The organism is Marinobacterium aestuarii, from assembly GCF_001651805.1.
In the GTDB taxonomy this organism is placed as follows: domain Bacteria; phylum Pseudomonadota; class Gammaproteobacteria; order Pseudomonadales; family Balneatricaceae; genus Marinobacterium_A; species Marinobacterium_A aestuarii.
In genome coordinates this window covers 4,179,134-4,193,478 of record NZ_CP015839.1, presented here as the reverse complement: position 1 = coordinate 4,193,478, position 14,345 = coordinate 4,179,134, and the positions used below count along the sequence as shown (strand labels likewise).

Genomic DNA, 14,345 nt, shown 5'->3' with positions numbered 1-14,345 from the left:
GGATTTCACTGGGAGAGTGAAGGATGAAAAACACGGAACGCATAGCCGCATTGCTGTTCGGCGCGATCTTTGTGGGGTTGTCGGTGATGATCACGCTGGAAACCCTGCTGCGAAAACTGTTCAGCACCTCGCTGCAAGGTGTCGATGAACTGGGCGGTTATGCCCTGGCGATCGGTTCGACCATCGCCTTTACCCTGGCGTTACTGGATCGCAATCATATTCGCATTGATCTGATTCACCGCCGCGTGCCCGCGGGTGGGCGGGCGGCGCTGAATCTGCTGTCGGCGCTGCTGCTGGCCGCACTGGCCGCGGTGTTGTGTTGGATGGCCTGGATCGTGATTTTCGAAACCCTGGATTATGGCAGCCGGGCCCAGACACCCTGGGCTACGCCGCTGATTTATCCGCAGTCGGCCTGGTTTGCAGGCTTGCTGCTGTTTGCCCTCTGTGCCCTGACGCTGGCGGGTCGGGCGCTGTGGCTGCTATTGGGAGGACGGGGGGCTGAATTCACCCGCGAGTTCAGTCCGCGGGGGCTGAATGAGGAACTGCAGCAGGAGCTGGCTGACCTGGCCCGGCGCAACGGCTCACAGGCCCTGGCCGTAGAACCCGCTTCGACAAAAACCGCGTCAAAAGTATCCGAGGTGGCTTCATGACCGTAATGCTGGTGTTCGTTGCCTTTGGTCTGATGCTGGGGCTGATTCTGCTAGGCATGCCCATTGCTGTAAGCATGGTGGCGGTGGGCGGTATATCCGGTGCCCTAGTGTTCGGCTGGCCCTTTATTCAGTCGGCCGGCGCTGTGATCTGGAGTGTGCAGAACGAAAATATTCTAACCGCCATTCCGCTGTTTATTCTGCTGGGTGAACTAATGTTGCGCAGCGGCATCGCCGATAGGATGTATCAGGCGATGGCCGCCTGGCTCGGGCGTCTGCCCGGTGGCCTGCTGCACACCAATATTGGTTGCTGTGCGCTGTTTTCGGCGACCTCAGGCTCATCCGTAGCGACCGCCGCCACTATTGGTACAGTGGCGTTGCCGCCGTTGCAGGCCCGTGGTTATCCCATGCGTCAGGCACTGGGGAGTCTGGCGGCAGGGGGTACCCTGGGGATTCTGATTCCGCCGAGCGTCAATCTGCTGGTGTACGGTTCCATGACCAACAATTCCATCGGCAAGCTGTTTATGGCGGGTTTGCTGCCTGGGTTGCTGCTGAGTCTGGCATTCATGGCCTATATCTTCTGGAGCAATCGCCAGCAGGGTGGCTTGCGCGAAGCCAGCCTGCCGCTGGCCCAAAAGCTCAGCGCCTCGGTGGACCTGGTGCCGCCACTGATTATCTTTGGCATTGTCATGGGCAGCATTTACTTTGGTATTGCCACGGCCACGGAGTCGGCAGCATTAGGTGTCGTGGCCGCGCTCCTGCTCACCTGGCGTGCAGGGCGCCTGAACGGTGCTTTTCTGGAAGCCTGCTTCATGCAGACGGCACGCATTACCGGCATGATTATGCTGATCATCACGGCGGCATTTTTGCTGAATCTGACGGTTAGCATTACCGGGGTGATTGACGACCTGACGCACTGGGTCAGTGGCTTCGGCTTGTCCCAGATCAGTTTGCTGTTGATTCTGATGTTGTTCTATTTGCTGCTGGGCATGTTTATGGATGTGCTGTCCATGCAAGTGGTAACCATCCCTGTGGTTTACCCGATCGTGGTGGCGCTGGGTATAGATCCGGTCTGGTTCGGTGTTTTCGTGGTGCTGATGTGCGAGCTGGGCATGATCACGCCGCCGGTGGGCATGAACCTGTTCGTGGTACAGAGCGTACGCAAGGACAATGGCCCCATCAAGGATGTGATGTGGGGCGCGCTGCCCTATGCCGGCATCATGCTGCTGTTTACGCTGCTGCTGATGGCCTTGCCGCAGATCGTTCTCTGGTTGCCGAACCTGATGTGGTGAGCCGTGCCTGGGCTATTCGGTGGCGAAGGTGCTGCGCAGGGCCTCGATACGTTCACGGTTGACGCCCAGATCGGAATAGCCCAGGCGCGAGGCCGAACGCAGCTGAATCCGCTGCTGTTCGGCATCCAGGCGGAACTCCACATCATCGATAAAGCGCAGCAGCTTACTGCGATAGGTCGCCCACATATAGATATCGCTGACGCTTTCAATCTGCCCGCCCTGGGCCTGAACGCGCGCTTGCAACCGCGCCCAGGCCTGGGGCGCCGGGTCTGAAAAGTTCAGCGGTGCAACCCACTCGGCACTATCGGGATATTCGCTGCCCACGCAGTTGGGTGTACCGGGGCAGGGCGCGAGGCGGCCGTCGTGCAATCCGAGATCGGAGGGCGCCTGTGAGCTGCAGCCCGCCAGGTACAAGAGCGCGGGGATCCACCAGGTTAGTCGGGAATTCTTTTTCATATTGGCCTTCTGTGGGCAGGGCGACCAAGGCGACCGGCTTCTATGCTTAGGGTTTGTTAAATCCTTATGAATCATAGCAGGCCGGCGGCTCTCGATGTCTGCCCTGGTTTGCGCAGGAGGTGAACATGGTGGTGGATGCCTACGGTGCGGTGGCGCCGGCGCAGATGACGCGATTGCTGGGGCGCAGCAGCGACCTGGGAGCCGGGCTGATAGTGAACCGGTTATTGCCGCAGCGGGCGCTGCGCATGGTGGGGCCCTGGTGTTTTCTGGATCTGGTGGGGCCGGTAACCTTTGCACCGGGCACGGGACTGAACGTGGGGCCCCATCCCCATATCGGCTTGCAGACGGTGACCTGGCTGGCAAGCGGCGCGGTGCTGCACAAGGACAGCCTGGGGTATGAACAGCGCATTGCGCCGGGCCAGCTGAACCTGATGACCGCCGGCGCCGGTATTGCCCATTCCGAGGAAACCCCGCCGGACAGCCAGGATCCCCTGTTCGGGGTACAGTTCTGGGTGGCGCTGCCGCAAAGCGCCGAGTGCTGCGAGCCTAGCTTTGAACATCTGAGTGACCTGCCAAGGTTTGAGCGCAATGGCGTGCAGGGCTGCGTGATTATGGGATCTCTGGATCATCTGATTTCACCGGCGCGCACCTATTCGCCGCTGCTGGCGGCCGAGTTTTTAAGCGATAGTGGCGGGGAACTGGCCCAGGAGCTGGATCCCGTGTTCGATCATGGACTCTGTGTGCTGACGGGTATGGTGACGCTGCAGGGGGAGGCCTGTTCACCGGAGCCGTTGGAGGCCGGAGAATTCTGCTTTCTCGGCGGCGGGCGCAGCACTTTGTCGCTGTCGCTCTCACCGGGTGCGCGCTGCGTTCTGCTGGGTGGCAAACCCTTTGCTGAGCCGGTTAAGCTGTGGTGGAACTTTGTCGGCCACAACGAAACAACCATTCGTGCCGCACTTGATGACTGGAATGCCGAACGGCGCTTCCTGCCGGTGCGGGCCTACCAGGGCCCGGCATTGAAAGCGCCGCCCTGGTCTGAAAATTCTCGTTTAAAATAATTCGGCTGAAATAGCCCCCACGACAATAGCCCGCCTGAACAAAACCGACGGAGCCGCTGCCCATGAATTCCCATTCCGAACTGCATGATATAGCCGCGCTGTTGCGCTCGCGCATAGCCCTTATTGTCATCAGCAGTCACGACGAAAAAGGGGTGCAGCAGCTGTTGTGCGATCTGGTACGTCACGAGCGCCGGCCGCTGTTCAAGTGGAGCCTGACGGAGGGGCTGGCGCGCCTGGATGTCGCAATGCCGGCACAGCGGCTGCATGCGCAGCCGGTGGATGCGCTGGGGCATATTCGCGCGGTGCGCGAGCCTGGCATCTATATGCTGGCCGACCTGCATCCCTTCCTTGATGACCCGCTGCATATACGCCTGCTGAAAGATATTGCCCTGGACGAGTGCCATACCCTGGTGCTGGTGAGCCATGAGGTCAGAGTTCCGGCGGAGCTGGAAAAGTTCACCGCCCGGGTGCAGCTGGCGCTGCCAGACGCCGCGGAGCTTGAAGATATAGTGCGTCAGGAAGCGCGTCTCTGGAGCCGGCAAAGCGGCACTCAGGTGAAAACCAGTCCCCAGGCGCTGGCGATGCTGGTACGTAACATGCGGGGATTGCCCCGTATCGATGTGCGCCGCCTGGCCCGCAATGCGATGGCGGATGACGGCGCTATCACCGCATCGGATCTGCCTCAGGTTACCGAGGCCAAATACCGCCTGCTGGGCAGCGACGGAGTATTGCAGTTTGAATACGACAGTGTGAGTCCGGCTCAGGTGGCGGGATTCACGCGCCTGAAACAGTGGCTCGCGACAAGGCGGCCGTTTTTTCTGGGCGAGGCCGGTGCGCCCGGCGGGCAGCGTCCGCGCGGGGTTTTGCTGTTGGGGGTGCAGGGGTGTGGCAAGAGCCTGGCAGCCCGCTCGGTCGCCGGCAGCTGGGGTGTGCCGCTGCTGCGCTTTGATGCCGGTGCGCTCTACGACAAATATATCGGTGAGTCGGAGCGCAATCTGCGCGAAGCCCTGGCGACCGCCGAGGTGATGGCGCCCTGCGTACTCTGGATCGATGAGATCGAAAAGGGCCTGGCTACGGGGGAGGGGGATCAGGGCACCTCGCGGCGTATTCTCGGCACGTTGCTGACCTGGATGTCGGAGCAGCGCGGTGCGGTCTTTCTGGTGGCCACGGCCAATGACATTCAGGTGCTGCCACCGGAGCTGGTGCGCAAGGGGCGTTTTGACGAGGTGTTCTTCGTCGACCTGCCCGGGGCCCAGGCGCGGGCTGAAACGCTGCGTATTCACCTGCGCCGCCACGGCGTGGAGCCTGCCGACGTCGATCTGGACGCGCTGGTGCAGCGCAGTGACGGCTTTTCCGGCGCCGAGATTGAACAGGCCGTGGTCTCGGCCTATTATGCCGCCCATGCCAAGGCCTGTGTGTTAGATACGCAAGTGTTGCTGCAGGAACTGGCGCAGACACGGCCGCTGTCGATATTGATGGCTGAACCTGTGGCGCAGTTGCGACACTGGGCGCAGAGCCGAACGGTGCCCTGCGACTAATTTACGCAGCTGAAACGTCTGTGATTTCTGCCACTGATGCGAGCGGATCTTTCAGGCCGTATTCAGGCGCACTTCGCGAGGATTCTTTATGAGCTCCGTCAAGCAGGGGCGCTGTCTGTGCGGCGCCGTGCGGTACCGTATCGATGGTCCCTTCAGGCGCTTTTTGATGTGCCACTGCAGCCGCTGTCGTCATGCCACAGGTTCATCCCATGCCAGCAATCTGTTCTGCAAACCGGATCAGCTGCAGTGGCTGGATGGAACCGAGCAGGTGCAGCACTTCAGGCTGAATGAGGCTGAGCGTTTTGCGCGCAGTTTCTGTCGCACCTGTGGCGCACCGGTGCCCCATGTGAGCGCCGACGGCCGCTACGTGCTGGTGCCGGCAGGTTCGCTGGATGATGAGCCGGGAATTATGCCCGAGGCGCATATCTTCTGCGCCAGCCGGGCCGCCTGGGATACATCGACAGAAACGCTGCCACAGTTTGACGATTATCCGAATTGAGTCTGGCCGGCAGCCCCTTTTCTGATGCTGTATTTTGCTGGTTGATAAACCCCACGGCAGAGTTTCATCTCTGGTATTTTAGCCGTGTCCGGATAGCCGGATTTTGACTCTGGGCGCCGCTATGGGCGCAAGGAAAGGTACAAGCTTGAAACAGCGCTATCTGGAGTTCGATTACCTGCGGGGTATCGCCATCCTGACCATTATGCTTGGGCATGCGGTGGTGAATGTCGACCGAACCCTGCCGCTGGCACTGCTGAATCTGATTGCCGGCGGTACGGCGGTGTTCGTGTTTATCTCGGGGTTTTTCTTTCACAACGTTTTCTATCGCCGTTTTGAATATGTCAGCTTTATGCGCAAGAAAGTGCAGAACGTATTTTATCCGTTTCTGGTGATCTCGCTGGTGGCACTGCTGCCGATGATGCTGGCGTGGCTCGCCAAGCCGGGCATGACGGTGGCGAAGTTTGTCGAGAATATCTACTGGCAGGTCAACGATGGCTATATTCTATACCCGCACTGGTATATCCCCTTTGTCATGACGCTGTTTGCGCTGTCGCCGCTGTACCTGTTCTTTATCCGGGCCAGCCTTGCAGCGCGCCTGCTGCTGCTGCTGGAGTTTGCGCTGATGGCGATGCTCGTGCACCGGCCTTTGGGCAATGCCAATGTGCTGCAGTCACTGGTCTATTTCACGCCCTATTACCTGGCCGGCATCCTGTATTCGATGCATTTCGCCGTGCTTAACAGGCATCATCGGCTGATTTTTGCCGTGTCTCTGCTGGGCGTCTCGCTGTTTGTGGTATTGCAGACGCTGGTCTTCCCGCACCTGGCCAATTATCACAAGGCGGCGCTGACCTTCAACGGTATTGACCTGATGTTCTGGCAGAAGCTGTTTTTGTGCATCGTGTTGCTGGAGTTTGCCAGTTGGCTGACGACGCGACCGGAAAAGCCCTGGCTGTTGCAGGTGTCCGCCGCCAGCTTCGCACTGTACTTTATTCACCCCATTGTGCTGACACAGGTCCATAGTCTGCTGGTGCCGGGCCTGAAAGCCTGGCACCCCGGCGCCTTGGTCAACCTGGCCGCGAGCCTGCTGTCACTGGTGCTGGCGACGGCGGGCAGCTACGCTGTGGCCTGGCTGGTGCGGCGCATCTGGCCGCGGCATAGCCGCATGCTGACCGGCTGGTGATGGCTCAGGTCTGCCAGTACTGAATCATTTCACCTGGATGGTGATTTTCTCCGACAGCACGGCAGGCTCGTGGGGGATGTGTTTCATGTCGCCGAGCAGCAGTTGCAGGCTGTGTTCACCGGGTTCCAGGCTGAGTTCAACTTCGGTCTGGCCGCCGCCAAAATGCTGCACAGTAGCATCCATCGGCATGCCGGCAGGCGGTGCTTCGGCTCGGTCAATCAGCAGGTGGTGGTGGCCGGTACCTGCCGTGTCGGTGCCGGCCGGCGCCACGCCCATGCCACTGAGGCCAAAGCGTACGGTAAAGGTCTGAGGCACAGTGTCGCCGTCGGCGGGCGAAATGATATAGACGCGGGCGCCTTCGTTTGAGGCGGTGGGGGTGTCGGCCTGCACCAGCGGTGCCAGCAGTGCGACACAAAAAAGTAGTGTTGATGTAACGAGCGTCGATTTAAATTGCATAGGATGCATCCATTTTTTTGGGGTTTGTCCGTTATCGGGGGGTGTCGGTCATTTGCTGCCAACCCGACTCAGTATGGATCACAATGCCTTGCTCAGGAGCGGTTAAGGCTCGGCGGTGCACATTGTGCGCACCTTTTGGGAACGGTGTCGGGGATTCGGGTTTATATTGAAGCTATCCGGGTTACCCGATATCGACTGCCCCCGATGCGGTGTCTGCTGCATTGCGGGCCACGATTATTCAACGACATGGAGTGACGATAGTTATGAAACTGCCCTATTTGCTTTGTTCTGCGGTACTGCTGACCAGCGTAGCCCTGACCGGTTGCGGCAACGATGAGGCTGACAAAAAGGCAGAAGCGCCCGCTGCCGCTCCGGCGGCAGAAGAAGCCCAGGTCGAGCCTGCGCCAAGCACCGTAGAGGTCGTTGAGGAAAAGGCTGAAACCATGCTGGAAGAAGGCAAGGACATGGCGACCAATGCCGCTGATGCCGTGACAGACACCGCCACCGATATGGTGGAAGGCGCCGAGAACATGGCCGCGGATGTGGCCTCAGAAGCTTCTGCCATGGCGAGTGCGACTTCCACTCAGATCGCCAGCGCCGCCGATGCCGCTATGGATATGGCCAAGGACGCGATGGGCACCGAGGAAGGCATGAAGGCCGAGGCTGAAGCTGAAGCTGAAGCAAAAGCCGCGCAATAAGCCGTCTTAACTGTAAGCCAGCCTTAAGCAAGCCCGAAGCGATGACCCCGGTGGTCAGCGCTTCGGGCTTTTTCGTTTTTGTCAGCCGCGCTGGTAAATCCATTCCAGCATGGCCTTCTCGAACGCCCGTACCGGATGCTGCAGCGGATCACGCCAGGACGCCCGTCGGTCGGCATCACTCAGACTGATTCCAGACACCATCAATACAAACAGATAGCGCTGGCCCGAGGCCCCGGTGATATAGCCGGCCAGGTTGCTGGTGCCATTGATGGTGCCGCTTTTGCCGCGCACGTTGCCCAGTAGCGGAGGCTTTCGCAGCGTGCTGCGATAACGCAGGGTGCCGGACTCGCCGGCCACCGCCAGCGCCTGATAACTGCTGGATGCCGGCGTGCGGGCTAGCTGGCGCAGCACGGCGGCGAGCTGGGAGGCCTGTAACAAATTATCCCGCGACAGGCCCGAACCGTCCGCCAGGGTGGCGGGTTCAAGGCGCTGTCCCAGTGTCTCTTCCAGCCGGTCTTTCATGACACGTACGCCATTACGGAAATTGCCAGGGCTGCCGGCCTGATTGCTCAGGGTTTTCAGCAGGCTGTCGGCAATCAGGTTATCCGAATCCTGCAGCATGGTGGTCAGCAGCTGCAACAGGGGTGCGGATTCGAGCTGCATCACGGCCTGCCAGTTGCTGCCGGCGTCATGGATACCGCGAATCTGCCCCTGCAGCTGAATACCGAGTTGCTGTAGCTGCTGGGCAATGACGTCGCGGGTGAAGGCAACGGGGTCATTGACGGCAAAATTCAGCGGTACGATCTTGCGGTTATTGGCCACGCAGCCGTGCAGGCGGTAATGGTTGCCGGGGCCTGTATCCATTTCCAGCTCGCACAGACTTTCCAGCTGTTGCTGCAGGGTGACGGTCACGACTTCATTGGTGACATCCAGCGGCTGGTGCGGCGGGACAAAGAAACGTGCTTCTGTGCCCGGTGCGTTGGGGGTCAGGCTTGCGGCCACGCAGTTGCCGTCCAGTATGATCGCCGCCGCCGGTGCGCTGTAGCAGACGCCGAGGTTGTTCCAGGGCCAGCCATTGCCGCGGTCGTAGCCATCGAAGGCGGAGTTGTCCAGCAGCAGATCGCCGCTGATCTGGGTAATGCCGCTTTGCTTGATCTGTTCCAGCAACTGGCTCAGCTGGGCCCGACTGAAGTCCGGTGCACCGCTGAATTCCAGTCGCCAGTCGCCCTGCCAGCGGTTGTTCTGCTGCTGGCCCCGGCGCCAGAGCCGCGTTTGATAGCGAAAGTCGGGCCCCAGCTGCAGCTCGGCGGCGTAGGCGGTCAGTAGCTTAAGTGTACTGGCCGGCGGCAACAGCAGATCAGACTGATAATCGATGCGCACATTGCCGCTGGCACCCAGCGGCTCGACGCGCAGTCCAATCTGGCTGCCGGTGGGTGCCAGCGCCAGCAGGGACTGCCAGCTCCCGGCGGGAGCTTCGGCACGGGCGCTGTTGTTGATCATTGCAAGGCTCACAAACAGCAGCAGGAAAAGTCGCAGTTTCATGGTAGTGGCAGAATCCTGGCCCAGAGGGCAGCGGTGTGGGTTGGTAATTCAAGAGCGTTGATGACTAAGGAGTGTTGGTCACTGATCAAGGATAACAGTTCAGGGGAATGTGACAGATGAGTGCGGTGGGATGCAGGTGGCTTGACGGTCGCAGGCGGGCCGAGCCCAGCCTGCGAGATGGAGGGGTGTCAGTCCTGGAGGCCGTCCAGGCGAATGCCCAGGGCAGCCTCCAGGGCATCGAGTTTGCTCTTCATGGCCTCAATGGTACTACTGCCATCACTGAGCTCGGGGGACAGGCGGATCATGTCCAGTGCTTCAACCAGAAAAGATTTCTCGTTCATCTTCGCCAGCTGTTCGGCTGTCCAGTATTTGGTTTTGTACATGGGGAAGCCTCGCAGAAACAGACACTACAGGTATGGTTTAGGTAGTTCACTTTTGCAAGAAGTTCCCCTGGCCTGGCCCGGGGATAAGGCCAGGCCAGGGCACGTTTGAACTGCTGCAGCCAGCGTTGACCGAAGCTGTTCACCAGCAGCCCCAGCATGACCAGTGCAATGCCGATCGCCTGCACCGCTGACAGACTTTCGTCCAGAATCAGCCAGGCGCAGAGCAGCCCGACTATAGGCACCAGCAATGTCAGTGGCGCTATGCGTGAAGCGGGGTGGTGCCGGAGCAGCCAGCCCCAGGTGCTATAGCCGAAAATAGTGGCGACCAGTGCCAGATAGGTCAGGGACACCAGTGACTTGATGCCCATTCCAGCAAGACTGGCGATGATCAGCTCCGGCCCTTCCATAAAATACGACATCAGCATAAAGGGCAGCGGCGGAATCAGGGCGCCCCAGATCACCAGGCTCACCAGATCGACGGAGCCGCGGCTGCCTATATGGCGATTGATGATATTGCCGGCACCCCAGCTGGCCGCGGCTGCCAGCGTCAGGCCGAAGCCCGCCAGGGTCATGGTGGCCGGGTCAGCCTGGCTGGCCAGAACGCCGAGCCCCAGCCCCGCGATCAGCAGTGCCCAGAGCTGCTGGGGCTGCCAGCGTTCGCCGAGGAACAGCATCGCGAACACCAGGGTGAATATGGCCTGGGCCTGGAGTACCAGCGAAGCCAGCCCCGCCGGCATGCCGACATGCATGGCACTGAACAGCAGGGCAAACTGGCCGAAACTGATGGTGATACCGTAGGCAAACAGCCAGCGAAACGGCAGGGCCGGCCGGCGCACAAACAGAATCGCCGGAAAGGCGACACAGATGAAGCGCAGTGCACCGAGCAGCATGGGCGGAAGTTCATCGAGTCCCCAGCGGATAAAAACGAAATTGCATCCCCAGGCCAGTATTACCAGCAGGGCGAGGGTCCAGGCTTTTCTGTTCATCGGTGAGGGTGTGTCCGGCAGGCGTAAAAACGCCATTCTAACGGCTTGTCCTAGCGTCAACGCCAGTTTTGGCGTCGACAGACAATTTTTGCAGCATATCGATCACAGGCCCCGCCGCGTTTGGCTGCTGTTCAGGCATCGACTGCTGTACTGCGACGGTGAAAATACGCCCTGCTGCCTGTGGCAGCAACGCTCGATTGCGGACGAGGATATGAATCAAATGCAGTGGTTTAACTGGCCAGTTCTGGTGGCTTTGGTGGTGTTGGCTCTGGTGGTACTGGTGCTGCGTCGTCGCAGGGCCCCAGCCGATGAAGAGATGGCGTCCTATGAGCTTGGCGAGCGGCTGCTGAACGATGAGCAATGCCGTTTTCTGGAGGTGCTGGAGCAGGCGGTGGGCACGGACCATCGCGTATTGGCGCGAATCGCACTGGCCGATGTGGTGACGGTGGACGAGACCCTGGAAGGGCAGGCTCTGGATGCGGCCATGGCGGGGCTGGACGGCCGGCAATTCAGCTTTCTGGTCTGTACCCGGGCGACGCTGGAGCCTGTCTGTGCGGTAGAGCTGGATGCGCCTACGCGGCGACACTCCAAAATGGCAGGCCGCGATCTGCAGCTGGATGCCATCTGTGAACAGGCCGGTTTACCCTTGCTGCGAGTGCCAGCCCAGGCCAGCTATCAGGTCGCGGATCTTGGCCTGCAGTTCGATGCGCTGTTTGAGCCGCTGGTGCTGGCGTTCACATCGGCACCGCAAAGAGCGGAACGTGAACCTCTGTTTGAATCGATAATCGAGGGCGGCCTGTCGCTGTCGGCGAGACAGGACAGAGGGTCGATGGACCCTTTTGCGACTGCCAGTGCCCAGAGTATGGAGTGTCCGCGCTGCGCGGCACCCATGCTGCTGCAGCGAGCACCCAAAGGCGCTGCGCCAGACAAGGCGTACTGGGCCTGCAGTCTGGCACCGAGCTGTCGTCAGCGCATGCCGTTGCAGGTAAAGCGCAGCGATGACGCCTTGAGTCAGCGACTCGAAGGGTTGGTACCCTGAGGGGCGATCCACAGGTTATTTACGGGCTCGACCAGCTGTCGGTGCCTTGCTACTCGACCGCAGCGTCATAGCCATTGGGAGGCGGGTACAGTACAATTTGGCGCAGTTTCAACTGTTAGCAAGGCCGGCTGTTTTTTTGCCTGAAAAGAGAAAAAGGCTTGTCATCGTGCATTGAGCGGGTTGGTGCTGTTGGGAATGTTGGTCGGGTGGTGTTTGTTTGAGTCGGCAGTGCAATAGCAGCGTTAGGGTTATTGGCAGGCTTGGGTTTATGGAGCATCCCCGACGAGCCCTGAAATGCCATTAATATTTTCTCTGATTATTGAATGTAGAGATGAAAAAATACTTATTCTTGACGCTGTTATTGCTGCAAAGCCCTATTACCCACGCTGACCTGATTTCGCTGTTCAAAGACGCTGATGGCAAAACCAATTGGCAGTACGTCGCCAACTGGTCGAGCGGTATCCTGATTATTCTGTTGTCTATCGCAGCAATCAATATGTTCGTTATCTGGCGCCGGGTGCAGAAGTCCAACCGCGCCCTCAAGGCCATTCGCAACAACCTCGAACAGCGGGTGCTGGAACGTACCGCCACGCTGGACGAGTCCAACCGGCTGCTCAGGGAATCCAATCAGCTGCTGGAGCAGGAAGTGCAGCAGCATGTAATTACCTCAGGCCTGCTGAAATCCTCGGAATCCTATATTCGCAATATCCTCAGCTCCATGCCGCTGATGCTGATTGGCCTGAACAGACAGGGTCAGATCACGCAGTGGAACAGCAAGGCCGAGAAAATCTCCGGTATTAGCGCCGCCGATGCGCTGGATAAAAACCTCTGGGATCTGTATCCGTCCATTACGGTATCACCGCGTCAGATCAGCCAGGCGATGGATAATAACGAAACCCTCACCTTCAAGCAGAGCCAGCCCGGCACCTACCATTTTGATATTACCGTTTACCCGCTGCAGGATCACAGCGAGAGCGGCGTGGTTATTCTGGTGGATGATGTCACCAAGCGGGTGTTGGCGGAAAACATGCTGATCCACCACGACAAGATGTCATCCATGGGCGAGCTTGCCTCCACCATGGCCCACGATATCAACAAGCCGTTGCAGGCTATTCTGTTCGACCTGAGCAGTTTTCAGAGCCTGCTGAATCAGGGCAAGGGAGCTGAAGAGGGAGTCGGGCGCGAGCTGGACAAGTTCGGCAGCCTGCTGGCGGATGCGTCGGAAAAAGGCCAGCACGTTGAATCCATTATCAATAACCTGCTGTCATTTGCCCGTGGCCGTACTGAAGTCAGCCAGTTGGCGCATCTGCCGGATATCATGGACCATACGCTGGAGCTTGCGAACGACGTGCTGAGTGCGCCGTCGCAGCTGCGTTTTCGGGATATCCGCATCGACCGGCAGTACGAGGACGATCTGCCGATGGTGTCCTGTTATGTGACCGAGTTGCAGCAGGTCTTTCTGAGCCTGTTCCGCCACGCCTGCAATGCTCTGGGTCAGGTGGAGACGGCAGACCATGAGCCCTGTATTCGCATTGAACTGAGCACCGAGTACGAGTCGTTCTGGATTCGCATTCATCACAACGGTGTAGCTCTGAGCAGTGATGAGCAGATGCACCTGTTCGAACCCTACTTCAGCGACTCTTCAGCAGATCAGGCCCTGGATGCCGGTAAACGACTGTCGTTCTCCTACTTTGTTATCACCGAACAGCATCAGGGCCATATGGCCGTGACCTCGGATGCCGACTCCGGCACGAGCTTTCATATCGAACTCAAGCTGCCCGAAGCCTGACGCAAAAAAGGCGGGTTTGTGCCTGGCAGGCTCAGCTCAGCAGCTGAATCTGCTGGGCTTTCAGGCGCGCACTCAAAGTCCCCGGCAGCGGCTGATCGCTGATCACCATATCAAAGTCACTCAGATGGCCGGCGACGCAGCTGGCCTGGCGGTCGAATTTGCTGCTGTCGATCAGCAGGATGCGCCGCCGGCACTGGCCGACCAGGGCCTCGCGCGCCATCATTTCGTCGTCGTTGTAGTCGTACAGGTTACCGTCACGATCCATGGCCCCCACGGACACCACCCCCGCATCGGCGCGGTAGCGCTGGAAGAAACGCAGCGCATCGCCGCCGATCACATCCTGGTCGCGCCGGCGCACGCGCCCACCCGCCATCAGCAGTTCGCAATCCGGATGATCACAGAGCGCCTGGGCGGCGTGCAGGTTATTGGTCATCACCTGTATTCCTTTGAGATCACGCAGCAACTGAGCAAGTCTTGCTACTGTTGAACCTGTACCGAGCATCAGGCGCTGGAAGTCGCAAAGCTGTTCGCGGCAGAGTTTGGCGATGCGCTGCTTGCCGGGGCTATTGAGTATCTGGCGCTGGTCGTAGCTGACATTGTCCCGGTGCGGAAAGGGCAGGGCTTCGCCGTGGCGGCGCAGTAGCAGACCCTGGTCGGCGAGGTGTCTGATATCGGTGCGAATGGTCTGGATCGAAACGCCGAAGCGGGCGCACAGAGTGTCCAGTGGCTGGCGTCCCTGGCTGTTGATCAGTTGCAGTATGGCCTGCTGTCGTTTGAACATG

The 14,345-nt window shown here is 59.6% G+C and carries 15 protein-coding genes; 9 read left to right on the top strand and 6 right to left on the bottom strand.

Annotation, left to right across the window (positions count from 1 at the left end; translation table 11 throughout):
• Positions 1–23 precede the first annotated feature (23 nt).
• Complete coding sequence (locus A8C75_RS18325) at positions 24–650, top strand: TRAP transporter small permease subunit (protein WP_067385666.1); 627 nt, start codon at positions 24–26, stop codon at positions 648–650.
• Entirely contained in the window at positions 647–1,939 is a 1,293-nt protein-coding gene (locus tag A8C75_RS18320; RefSeq protein ID WP_067385664.1) for a TRAP transporter large permease, read from the top strand. Before A8C75_RS18325 ends, A8C75_RS18320 begins: the two co-directional genes overlap by 4 nt.
• Before the next feature lie 12 nt (positions 1,940–1,951).
• Here the strand turns inward: A8C75_RS18320 and A8C75_RS18315 are convergent, their stop codons facing one another.
• A complete protein-coding gene (locus A8C75_RS18315; protein WP_067385662.1) occupies positions 1,952–2,395 on the bottom strand; it encodes a DUF1499 domain-containing protein in 444 nt (147 codons plus the stop codon).
• A gap of 125 nt (positions 2,396–2,520) precedes the next feature.
• On the opposite strand from A8C75_RS18315, the gene A8C75_RS18310 reads away from it, so the two are divergent.
• The 4 genes from A8C75_RS18310 (at position 2,521) to A8C75_RS18295 (ending at position 6,670) form a co-directional block, all read left to right on the top strand.
• Positions 2,521–3,453 carry a pirin family protein gene (locus A8C75_RS18310; protein ID WP_084784147.1) on the top strand — a complete coding sequence of 311 codons (933 nt, stop codon included), beginning with the start codon at positions 2,521–2,523 and terminating at the stop codon, positions 3,451–3,453.
• A 62-nt stretch (positions 3,454–3,515) separates the two neighbouring features.
• On the top strand, positions 3,516–4,991 hold the full coding sequence (locus A8C75_RS18305; protein WP_067385659.1) for an AAA family ATPase: 1,476 nt from the start codon (positions 3,516–3,518) through the stop codon (positions 4,989–4,991).
• Between the two features lie 88 nt (positions 4,992–5,079).
• On the top strand, positions 5,080–5,490 hold the full coding sequence (locus A8C75_RS18300) for a GFA family protein (RefSeq protein WP_067385657.1): 411 nt from the start codon (positions 5,080–5,082) through the stop codon (positions 5,488–5,490).
• Between the two features lie 145 nt (positions 5,491–5,635).
• Positions 5,636–6,670 (top strand): acyltransferase family protein, encoded by a 1,035-nt coding sequence (locus A8C75_RS18295; protein WP_067385655.1) that lies wholly within the window; start codon positions 5,636–5,638, stop codon positions 6,668–6,670.
• 24 nt (positions 6,671–6,694) lie between these two features.
• Here A8C75_RS18295 and A8C75_RS18290 read toward each other — a convergent pair whose 3' ends face one another.
• On the bottom strand, positions 6,695–7,126 hold the full coding sequence (locus tag A8C75_RS18290; protein ID WP_067385653.1) for a DUF4399 domain-containing protein: 432 nt from the start codon (positions 7,124–7,126) through the stop codon (positions 6,695–6,697).
• A 263-nt stretch (positions 7,127–7,389) separates the two neighbouring features.
• Here A8C75_RS18290 and A8C75_RS18285 point away from each other — a divergent pair, with 263 nt between their 5' ends.
• Positions 7,390–7,824, top strand: coding sequence for a hypothetical protein (locus tag A8C75_RS18285; protein WP_067385651.1), 435 nt, complete (start codon positions 7,390–7,392; stop codon positions 7,822–7,824).
• A gap of 81 nt (positions 7,825–7,905) precedes the next feature.
• Here the strand turns inward: A8C75_RS18285 and dacB are convergent, their stop codons facing one another.
• The 3 genes from dacB to A8C75_RS18270 all read right to left on the bottom strand — a co-directional run bounded on the left by dacB (position 7,906) and on the right by A8C75_RS18270 (position 10,735).
• Positions 7,906–9,366, bottom strand: a complete 1,461-nt coding sequence (gene dacB, locus A8C75_RS18280; protein WP_067385649.1) for a D-alanyl-D-alanine carboxypeptidase/D-alanyl-D-alanine endopeptidase — start codon at positions 9,364–9,366, stop codon at positions 7,906–7,908.
• A gap of 188 nt (positions 9,367–9,554) precedes the next feature.
• Positions 9,555–9,707, bottom strand: coding sequence for a hypothetical protein (locus A8C75_RS18275; RefSeq protein ID WP_227819963.1), 153 nt, complete (start codon positions 9,705–9,707; stop codon positions 9,555–9,557).
• On the bottom strand, positions 9,704–10,735 hold the full coding sequence (locus A8C75_RS18270; RefSeq protein ID WP_084784144.1) for an EamA family transporter: 1,032 nt from the start codon (positions 10,733–10,735) through the stop codon (positions 9,704–9,706). The genes A8C75_RS18275 and A8C75_RS18270 overlap by 4 nt, the downstream gene beginning before the upstream one ends.
• 211 nt (positions 10,736–10,946) lie before the next feature.
• Between A8C75_RS18270 and A8C75_RS18265 the strand changes: the two genes are divergently transcribed.
• A complete protein-coding gene (locus A8C75_RS18265) occupies positions 10,947–11,774 on the top strand; it encodes a DUF2726 domain-containing protein (RefSeq protein ID WP_157890326.1) in 828 nt (275 codons plus the stop codon).
• 331 nt (positions 11,775–12,105) lie between these two features.
• Positions 12,106–13,563, top strand: a complete 1,458-nt coding sequence (locus A8C75_RS18260; RefSeq protein ID WP_067385642.1) for a two-component system sensor histidine kinase NtrB — start codon at positions 12,106–12,108, stop codon at positions 13,561–13,563.
• Positions 13,564–13,594: 31 nt separating this feature from the next.
• On the opposite strand, the gene A8C75_RS18255 is transcribed toward A8C75_RS18260, so the two are convergent.
• Complete coding sequence (locus A8C75_RS18255) at positions 13,595–14,344, bottom strand: DeoR/GlpR family DNA-binding transcription regulator (RefSeq protein ID WP_067385640.1); 750 nt, start codon at positions 14,342–14,344, stop codon at positions 13,595–13,597.
• Between the last annotated feature and the right edge of the window lies 1 nt (position 14,345).

Bases quoted from the DNA above. Each gene is read 5' to 3' on its own strand.
- A8C75_RS18260 (WP_067385642.1), top strand. From the start codon at position 12,106: ATGAAAAAATACTTATTCTTGACGCTGTTATTGCTGCAAAGCCCTATT.
- A8C75_RS18300 (WP_067385657.1), top strand. From the start codon at position 5,080: ATGAGCTCCGTCAAGCAGGGGCGCTGTCTGTGCGGCGCCGTGCGGTAC.
- A8C75_RS18275 (WP_227819963.1), bottom strand. From the start codon at position 9,707: ATGAACGAGAAATCTTTTCTGGTTGAAGCACTGGACATGATCCGCCTG.
- dacB (WP_067385649.1), bottom strand. From the start codon at position 9,366: ATGAAACTGCGACTTTTCCTGCTGCTGTTTGTGAGCCTTGCAATGATC.
- A8C75_RS18305 (WP_067385659.1), top strand. From the start codon at position 3,516: ATGAATTCCCATTCCGAACTGCATGATATAGCCGCGCTGTTGCGCTCG.
- A8C75_RS18310 (WP_084784147.1), top strand. From the start codon at position 2,521: ATGGTGGTGGATGCCTACGGTGCGGTGGCGCCGGCGCAGATGACGCGA.
- A8C75_RS18255 (WP_067385640.1), bottom strand. From the start codon at position 14,344: ATGTTCAAACGACAGCAGGCCATACTGCAACTGATCAACAGCCAGGGA.
- A8C75_RS18325 (WP_067385666.1), top strand. From the start codon at position 24: ATGAAAAACACGGAACGCATAGCCGCATTGCTGTTCGGCGCGATCTTT.
- A8C75_RS18265 (WP_157890326.1), top strand. From the start codon at position 10,947: ATGAATCAAATGCAGTGGTTTAACTGGCCAGTTCTGGTGGCTTTGGTG.
- A8C75_RS18320 (WP_067385664.1), top strand. From the start codon at position 647: ATGACCGTAATGCTGGTGTTCGTTGCCTTTGGTCTGATGCTGGGGCTG.
- A8C75_RS18285 (WP_067385651.1), top strand. From the start codon at position 7,390: ATGAAACTGCCCTATTTGCTTTGTTCTGCGGTACTGCTGACCAGCGTA.
- A8C75_RS18290 (WP_067385653.1), bottom strand. From the start codon at position 7,126: ATGCAATTTAAATCGACGCTCGTTACATCAACACTACTTTTTTGTGTC.
- A8C75_RS18315 (WP_067385662.1), bottom strand. From the start codon at position 2,395: ATGAAAAAGAATTCCCGACTAACCTGGTGGATCCCCGCGCTCTTGTAC.
- A8C75_RS18270 (WP_084784144.1), bottom strand. From the start codon at position 10,735: ATGAACAGAAAAGCCTGGACCCTCGCCCTGCTGGTAATACTGGCCTGG.